Consider the following 7,286-nt stretch of genomic DNA (forward strand, 5'->3'; position numbering starts at 1 on the left):
GCGGAGAGGGGAGGGTGCCCGCGCGGCGACCCGGGACTGACGGCAGGTCAGCGTGCCATCCTGCGTTATGCCCCACTCTGGGGTGAATCTTCGGAGCAGGAAGGGAGCCCCGCGATGCCCCGGGCTGTCAGGTTTCACGAGTACGGCGATGTCGACGTCCTGCGCGTCGAGGAGGTGGAGCGGCCGGAGCCGGGGCCGGGCCAGGTCCTGGTGCGCGTGAAGGCCACCGGGATCAACCCCGGGGAGGCGGCGATCAGGCGCGGCCTGCTGCGCGACCGTTGGCCCGCGACGTTCCCCTCCGGGCAGGGCAGCGACCTGGCGGGGGTGGTCGAGGCGCGCGGTCCCGGCGTGACCTGGGTGGAGATCGGCGACGAGGTGCTGGGGTGGACCGACGGCCGGGCCAGCCAGGCGGACTTCGTGGTCACCGAGGCCGAACGGCTGGTGCGGCGCCCCGTCGGGGTGCCGTGGCTCGCGGCGGGGGCGCTGTTCGTCGTGGGGACCACGGGCTACGCGGCGGTCAGGGCGGTGGGCGCGGAGCGCGGGGACACGGTGGTGGTCTCGGGCGCGGCGGGCGGAGTCGGCTCGGTCGCCGCCCAGTTGGCGCGGAACACCGGCGCCACCGTGATCGGTCTCGCGAGCGAGGAGCATCACGACTGGCTGACGGCCCACGGTGTGATCCCCGTCCCCTACGGCGGCGGCGAGGGCCCCGGGGACACCTCGCAGAACAACGCCGCCGTCGCCGACCGGATCCTGGCCGCCGCGAACGGCGACCGCCCCGCCGCGTTCATCGACACCTTCGGCGACGACTACCTCAACCTGGCCGACGGCCTGGGCATCCCCCACGAGCGGATCAACACGATCATCAACTACCCGGACGCCGCCACGCTCGGCACCCGCACCGCGGGCAACAGCGACGCCGCCGACGCGGAGATCCTCGCCGAGCTGGCCGCACTGGTCGACCGGGGCGCGCTGGAGATCCCCATCGCCACCACCTACCCGCTGGAGGAGGTCCGCGACGCCTACCGGGAGCTGGAGCGGCGCCACACCCTCGGCAAGATCGTCCTCGTCCCCTGACCCCGGACACGGGCCCCGCGCGGGTTCGCCTGGCGCGGCGCACGTGCGAGCCCCTGAAGGCGGTGTGACGTCGAACGCCCGGTGCGGACGGCAGTGCGGACCACGTTCCTGACCTCGCGGGCGGCGGCGTTCCGGGGTGATCCTGTTCCTCGGCGGCGACGGCGACCCGCCGCCCGGGTACTACCTGGGCGGCCTCCAGGTGGCGTTCTCCGCCGTCGAGGCGCTGCGGCGGACGGCGACGCGGGAGGACATGCGGAACGCCGCCGCGTGCGCCCCGCGGGGTGGCGGCGTGGGCGGGGCGGTTCAGGAGGTGTGCCGCCGGCGCCGGCGGGCGGCGAGGTAGGTGGCCGAGCCCGCGAACATCAGGCCGACGGCGGCCCATGCCAGGGGCTGGGTCGAGGACGAACCGGTGCTGGCCAGGTTGCCGCCGGGCGTGGGTCCTCCGCTCGCCGTGCCGCCCGAGGCGCCGGAGGCGCCGACCGCGGACGCGGCGTCCCCGCCTCCCGGGCCGCCGTCGGCGCCGGACGCGCTCCCGTCCGCCGTGGCGCCACCCTGTTCCGTTCCCTGCTCGGCACCTTGCTCGGCACCTTGCTCGGCACCCTGTTCCGTTCCCTGTTCCGTTCCCTGCTCGGCACCTTGCTCGGCGCCCTGCTCCGTTCCCTCGACGGCGCCGAGCGTGCCTCCGCCGTCCTGGCCGGGCGGGTCGTCCGGGTAGCACTCCAGCGGCGTGGGCTCGGGGGTGGCCTCCGCGCCGTCGATGTCGCCGAGCGCCACGCCCTGGAGGGCGGGGATCGCCTGGGCCGTGGAACGCAGCGCCATGCCGTCGGCCACCGGCTCCATGTAGCCGACGGCGCCCCGGTCCTCGCGCGCCTGCGCGCAGCCGACCTGGACCGAGTAGAGCCAGATCCAGCCGTCGTCCGCGGCCTCCTCGCGGCCCCCGGCCCTGAGCGCCTGGATGGCGAGGGAGGTCGAGTTGCTGTTCGGGTCGCTGGTCGCGTCGTATCCCCAGCCGCCGCTGTCCTCCTGCTGCCGGCTCTCCAGCCAGTCGAGCCCGGGTTCGGCGTCGGCGGTGCGGTCCGCGGCCAGGAGCGCCTGGACGGCCATGCCGGTGCTGTCGGTGTCGGAGGTGCAACGGTCCGGGTCGCGGCGCAGGGAGAGCGGGAAGCCGCCGTCGGCGCAACGGGTCGAGGCGAGGAAGTCCACGGCGGACTCCGGCAGGTCGCCGGTGCGGTCCAGGGCGAGGACGGCGAGGGACTGGGTGAACTGGTTCGACATGTCCCCGGCGGCACCGGCGTCGGTGAACCGGCCGTCGTCCCCCAGCCGTTCGAGCAGGATGCCCGTCAGGTCCAGGCCGCCGAAGTCACCCGCGTCCCGGTGCTCGATGGAGGCCAGCAGCGCGAGCTTGGCGGCGCCGCCGGTGAACACCGTGCCGCTGCCGGGGCTGCCGCGGGTGATGTAGCCCTCGGCGTTCTCGGCGAGCCAGTCGGTGGCGCGCGTCGTCGCGTCGCCCGCCGTGCCGGTGGAGGCCAGGCCGATGGCGATGTCCGCGGTCAGGCCGTGGTCGCCCATGGCGTGCGTGCCGTCGGTCAGCCGGCCGACGGCCCAGGTCGCCGCGGCGACGGCCGGATCCTCCAGTTCGGGCGGGGCGTCCGCGTGGGAGGCGTTGCCGGGAAGCAGCAGAACGCCCGCCACCAGCGGCGCGGGCAGCAGCGCGGCGGCGCGGCGCAGGGGTCTGGACATCGTGTGGGTGCACGTCCTTCCGTCGGGCGGCGCGGGCACCCGCGGACGACCCGGCATGCGAAAACCCCTGCGCGTTCATGATGACGCGGCAGGGGCCGACGAGCCGGGCGGCTCAGGGCTCCACGCTGCGGACCGTGACAGTGAGAAGCGAATCTCGTCATACGGCCGAGTAGCCCGACTCGCGGCGTACGCGCGTGGCGTGCGCCGCTCACGGTTGCAGGTCAGCGCCGGATTCCCACCGGCTTCCCTCAGCCGTACACGTGTATGACGTGGACCAAGGATAAGTCCGGTCCTCCGGTCCCGGCTAGAGTCGGAGCCATGGCTGAGGACGAGGGGAGCGTGCGGGTCGACAGCTGGATCTGGTCCGTGCGGCTGGCGAAGACACGGTCGGCGGCGGCTGCGGCGTGCCGGGCCGGGCATGTCCGGGTGAACGGGGAACGCGTCAAGCCGGCGCACACGCTGCGCACCGGGGACGAGGTGCGGGTCAGGCAGCCGGGGTGGGAGCGGATCGTCGTCGTGACGCGGCTGCTGCGGAAACGGGTCGGGGCGGCCGTGGCGACGGAGTGCTTTGTCGACAACAGCCCGCCGAGGCCACCCCGCGAGGTCATGCCGGCGCTCCCCCAGCGCGAGCGGGGGGCGGGCCGCCCGACCAAACGGGAGCGCCGCGAAACGGACCGCCTGCGCGGCCTCTGACCGGAAGACCCGCCACGGGCCCCACATCCCACCACCCACCGTGCGGACCGGCCTGCCCGGCCGCAGGCCGCAGGCCGCAGGCCGCAGGCCGCAGGCCGCAGGCCGCAGGCCGCAGGCCGCAGGCCGCAGGCCGCAGGCCGCAGGGCCCGGCGAGCCTCCGGCCCCCGAGGCCCCGCCCAGCGCCCGCGTCAGGGGGTTGGTTCGGTCAGGTCCTGGTATTCGGGGTGGCGGGCCAGCCAGGAGGTGAGGAAGGGGCACGGGACCTGGACCCGCAGGTCCCGGGCGCGGGCGTCGTCCAGCGCCGCCCTCGCCAGCGCGCTTCCCACGCCCCGGCCCTCGAAGTCCGCCTTCACCACCGTGTGGGGGTACACCACCAGGCCCTCGGTGCGCCGGTACTCCGCGACCCCCGCCAGGTCGTCGGCGATCCACGCCTCGAACCGGGACGCGTCCTCGTTGTCCCGCACGGTTGCCGGTGCGCTCATCCCTCCATCGTGGACCGGCCCCGGCCGCCGTGCACGCCGAGGCCGGTACGGATCAGCCGCGCCGGATCACGCGCCGCGTTCCGCCAGCATGTCCCGCATCAGCCCGATCTCCGCCTCCTGGGCCTCCACGATGCCGGTCGCCAGGCGGTCCACCTCCTCGGTGCCCGCCTCGGCCGCGGCGGCCTGCGCCATCTCCACGCCGCCGCGGTGGTGCTCGATCATCAGCTGGAGGAAGAGGACCTCCGACTCCCGCCCCTCCGCGGCCCGCAGCTCGTCGAGCTGTTCGTCCGTGGCCATCCCGGGCATCGCCGCCAGGCCCCCCTCCCCCGCCCCGCCCGTCATCCCGGCGTGGCCGGGCATCCAGGTCATCGGGGTCGACGTGCTCTTCGGCATGTCCCACAGGTCGAGCCAACCGAGCATCATGCCGCGCTGGTTGGCCTGCGTGTTGATGATGTCGAACGCCAGCAGCCGCACGTCCTCGTCCTGCGTGCGGTCGCGGACGAGGAAGGACATCTCGACGGCCTGCTGGTGGTGGACGGCCATGTCCCGGGCGAACCCGACGTCCGCCGAGTCCTCCGCGGGAACGGAGGGCGCCGCGGACGACCCCTCGGGGGCCAGCGTCGCCACGGCGACCAGGAACGCGGCGATCACACCGATCGCCGTGCTGGCCGCCAGCAGCAACCGCCGGCCGGTCACTGGGGGACCCCTCCCGTGCACGGCGCGCCCGGCTCCGGCGTCTGCTCACCCTGCACGAAGGTGTCGAAGAACTCCGCGACCCGCGGGTCGTCCGCGCTGTCGAGCGCCAGCTGGTTGCCCCACGCGGTCAGGACGATCGGCGACTCCTGGTCGGGCAGCGGGCTCATCAGCGAGTAGGGGGTGGAGGAGACGCGGGTGGTGAGCGTCTCGATGTCGGCCTCGGCGGCGGCGTCGTTGTAGGTGACCCACACCGCGCCGTGCTCCAGGGAGTGGACCGCGTTCTCCTCGCCGAGCTCCTCCTCGTAGACGTCGGCGTCGCAGTTGGCCCAGGCCGCCGCGTGGTCACCGCCGACGGGCGGGGCCATCGCGTACTCCACGTCCGTTTCGACGTGGTTGCGGCTGAGGTCCTCCCACGTCCGCGAGCCCTCGATGGTTCCCGGCTCGCCGGTGGCGGAGACGGTGGCGCCCTCCTCCCCGCCGTCGTCGTCCCCGGCCGAGGAGACCAGGACGGCCACGCCGATCACGAGCGCGGCCACGGCGAGGGCGCTGCCGACGATCAGAAAGGTGCGGTTGCGCCGCTCCCGTGCGCGCTCCTCGCGGCGGGCCTTCTCTATCTTCGCGCGCCGGGCGGTGGTGGTGGTCTTGCGGCTCTGCTTGTTAGCCATGGGGGGGTCCTCAAGTCCTCGACGGAGGGGGTAGGGAGATGTCGCGGATGGGCGCGCGGCTCGGTGCCCCACGCCCGGTGGTGCGCCAGGGAACTGGCTCGGACCTTGCGGACACGGCCTAAGTGCGCTGGACCTGGAGGCGGTGCAGGTCGACGGAGGACACACCGTCGTGGGCGGCCCCGCTGATGCCCTCGGGAAGGCACACCCGCGCGGTCGGCGGCGCCGGGTCCGAGGCCGGGACGTGCAGCGGAACGGGGGTCGGCGAGACCGGGGCGGCCGTGGCGGTGGGCCCGCCGTGGCACCTGCGCCCCGACTCCTCGGAGTCCGCCGGCGGGTGGTGGCCCGCGGCGAACGCCGCCCCTCCTGCGTGATCGGCGGCAACGCCGCCGGGCACGCACACCCCGGCGGCACACAGCAGGACGGTGACAGCGAGCACACAGCTGACCAGGACGGTGGCTCGGGAACCGCCCGGTCGATAGCCGTATGTTCGTATCATCGCCCGTCATCGTACTCATCCCGCCTCGGCACCGCCCCGGTGCCGAGGTCACGGAACGGCAGCGCGAAGGAACCGGCGGGCGCGCCCGCGCGTAAAGGTAAGGAAGAGGAGCAGGGGGAGGGGACTTCCCGTTCCGCTCGGCCGACGCCCCACGGAGATCCGCCGGGGTAGCGTGACAACGGCCGCGGCCGGGACGGAAGTTACCAGCATCGGGACATAAGGGACAACGTAAAGGAGAGCGCAGCGATGGTGTTCAAACGGTTGCTCGGCTCGCTCGGGGTGGGTGGCCCCTCGGTGGACACGGTGCTGAACGGCGGGGCCGTGACCCCGGGCATGGGACTGACGGGCCAGGTCCACGTGCGGGGCGGCTCGATGGACACGGAGATCACGCACCTCACGCTGCACTTCGTGGCGCGCGTCGAGGCCGAGCACGAGGACGGCGAGAGCCACGGGAACGTGGTCTTCCACCGCGAGACGATCGGCGGCGGCTTCCGGCTCGTGGAGGGGCAGCAGTTCAGCGTGCCGTTCTCCGTCGGCGTTCCCTGGGAAACGCCGATCACCGAGCTCTACGGGCAGCCGCTGGGTGTGGTCCTCGGCGTCAAGACGGAGCTCGCGGTGGCCGGCGCCGTCGACCAGGGGGACCTGGACCCGCTGCTGGTGCGCCCGATGCCCGTGCAGGAAGCCGTGCTGGAGGCGTTCGGCCAGCTGGGCTTCGGGTTCAAGACGGCCGACCTGGAGCTCGGCCGCATCGGCGGCACCGGCCAGACGCTCCCCTTCTACCAGGAGATCGAGCTGACCCCGCCCGCGCAGTACGCGCACGCCATGCGGGAGATAGAGCTGACCTTCCTCGGCTCGCCCGCCGGCGTCGAGGTGGTGATCGAGGCCGACAAGCGCGGCGGCCTGTTCACCGGGGGCGGCGACGCGCTCAGCCGCCACACCGTCAGCCACAACCAGGTCCAGGGCTACGACTGGAACGCCGAGGTCGACTCCTGGGTCAAGCAGCTGGCCGCCCGCCGCGGGCACTGACGCGGACGGGGAGCCCGCCGGATCCGCCCTCGGGGCGGGCCGGCGGGTTCGTCGATTCCGGGGACCCACCGGGCAGGAAAACGCACCGGACACGCGCGTTCCGGTGACACCGGGAAAGGACGCGCTTCACTCCTCCGCGTGATATCCGATCTCGGGATTCCCCGCCCGTCCGCGCCTGACGCCCCGCCAGGAACCCTGCGCCGACGGGGAATCACCACGCCTGGCGGGCCACGGATTTCCCGGCGTTGTATTTCTGGTGTATGAACACTTCTGAATCGACGTCCGTTGTTCCGCCCCCGGTTGGTGTTTAGCCTCGTATGCCATGACTCTGCTACGGAAACTCAATACCGCGCTGGGATCCGCGACCGGATTCCAGGTCCGCCGGGTCCGCCGCGCCCCCGCCGTCCCCCGCGC

General features: G+C 73.8%; 8 protein-coding genes, 1 pseudogene and 1 riboswitch. Of the genes and pseudogenes, 4 read left to right on the forward strand and 5 right to left on the reverse strand.

The window, feature by feature from the left end:
- The first annotated feature begins 114 nt into the window (after window positions 1-114).
- Window positions 115-1,074, forward strand: a complete 960-nt coding sequence (locus ADY01_RS30035; RefSeq protein ID WP_049579759.1) for an NADP-dependent oxidoreductase — start codon at window positions 115-117, stop codon at window positions 1,072-1,074.
- A 136-nt stretch (window positions 1,075-1,210) separates the two neighbouring features.
- Window positions 1,211-1,417: a hypothetical protein gene (locus tag ADY01_RS40005; protein ID WP_049579760.1), complete on the forward strand. Its 207-nt coding sequence runs from the start codon at window positions 1,211-1,213 to the stop codon at window positions 1,415-1,417.
- On the opposite strand, the gene ADY01_RS30045 is transcribed toward ADY01_RS40005, so the two are convergent.
- Window positions 1,378-2,814: an LPXTG cell wall anchor domain-containing protein gene (locus ADY01_RS30045; protein ID WP_049579762.1), complete on the reverse strand. Its 1,437-nt coding sequence runs from the start codon at window positions 2,812-2,814 to the stop codon at window positions 1,378-1,380. The genes ADY01_RS40005 and ADY01_RS30045 overlap by 40 nt on opposite strands.
- A 146-nt stretch (window positions 2,815-2,960) precedes the next feature.
- Window positions 2,961-3,085: riboswitch (cobalamin riboswitch) on the reverse strand.
- Window positions 3,086-3,132: 47 nt separating this feature from the next.
- Between ADY01_RS30045 and ADY01_RS30050 the strand changes: the two genes are divergently transcribed.
- Window positions 3,133-3,507 (forward strand): RNA-binding S4 domain-containing protein, encoded by a 375-nt coding sequence (locus ADY01_RS30050; RefSeq protein WP_049579764.1) that lies wholly within the window; start codon window positions 3,133-3,135, stop codon window positions 3,505-3,507.
- Window positions 3,508-3,695: 188 nt separating this feature from the next.
- On the opposite strand, the gene ADY01_RS30055 is transcribed toward ADY01_RS30050, so the two are convergent.
- The 4 genes from ADY01_RS30055 to ADY01_RS30070 all read right to left on the reverse strand — a co-directional run bounded on the left by ADY01_RS30055 (window position 3,696) and on the right by ADY01_RS30070 (window position 5,846).
- Window positions 3,696-3,989, reverse strand: a complete 294-nt coding sequence (locus tag ADY01_RS30055) for a GNAT family N-acetyltransferase (protein WP_049579766.1) — start codon at window positions 3,987-3,989, stop codon at window positions 3,696-3,698.
- 66 nt (window positions 3,990-4,055) lie between these two features.
- Window positions 4,056-4,685: a DUF305 domain-containing protein gene (locus tag ADY01_RS30060; RefSeq protein WP_234320473.1), complete on the reverse strand. Its 630-nt coding sequence runs from the start codon at window positions 4,683-4,685 to the stop codon at window positions 4,056-4,058.
- Window positions 4,682-5,350: a DUF3105 domain-containing protein gene (locus tag ADY01_RS30065; RefSeq protein ID WP_049579770.1), complete on the reverse strand. Its 669-nt coding sequence runs from the start codon at window positions 5,348-5,350 to the stop codon at window positions 4,682-4,684. The genes ADY01_RS30060 and ADY01_RS30065 overlap by 4 nt, the downstream gene beginning before the upstream one ends.
- Window positions 5,351-5,468: 118 nt before the next feature.
- Window positions 5,469-5,846, reverse strand: coding sequence for a hypothetical protein (locus tag ADY01_RS30070; protein WP_159001510.1), 378 nt, complete (start codon window positions 5,844-5,846; stop codon window positions 5,469-5,471).
- Between the two features lie 246 nt (window positions 5,847-6,092).
- On the opposite strand from ADY01_RS30070, the pseudogene ADY01_RS30075 reads away from it, so the two are divergent.
- Window positions 6,093-6,863: pseudogene (locus tag ADY01_RS30075) on the forward strand (sporulation protein); the annotation flags it as partial.
- Between the last annotated feature and the right edge of the window lie 423 nt (window positions 6,864-7,286).

This window comes from Streptomyces sp. SBT349, from assembly GCF_001083795.1.
GTDB lineage: Bacteria > Actinomycetota > Actinomycetes > Streptomycetales > Streptomycetaceae > Streptomyces.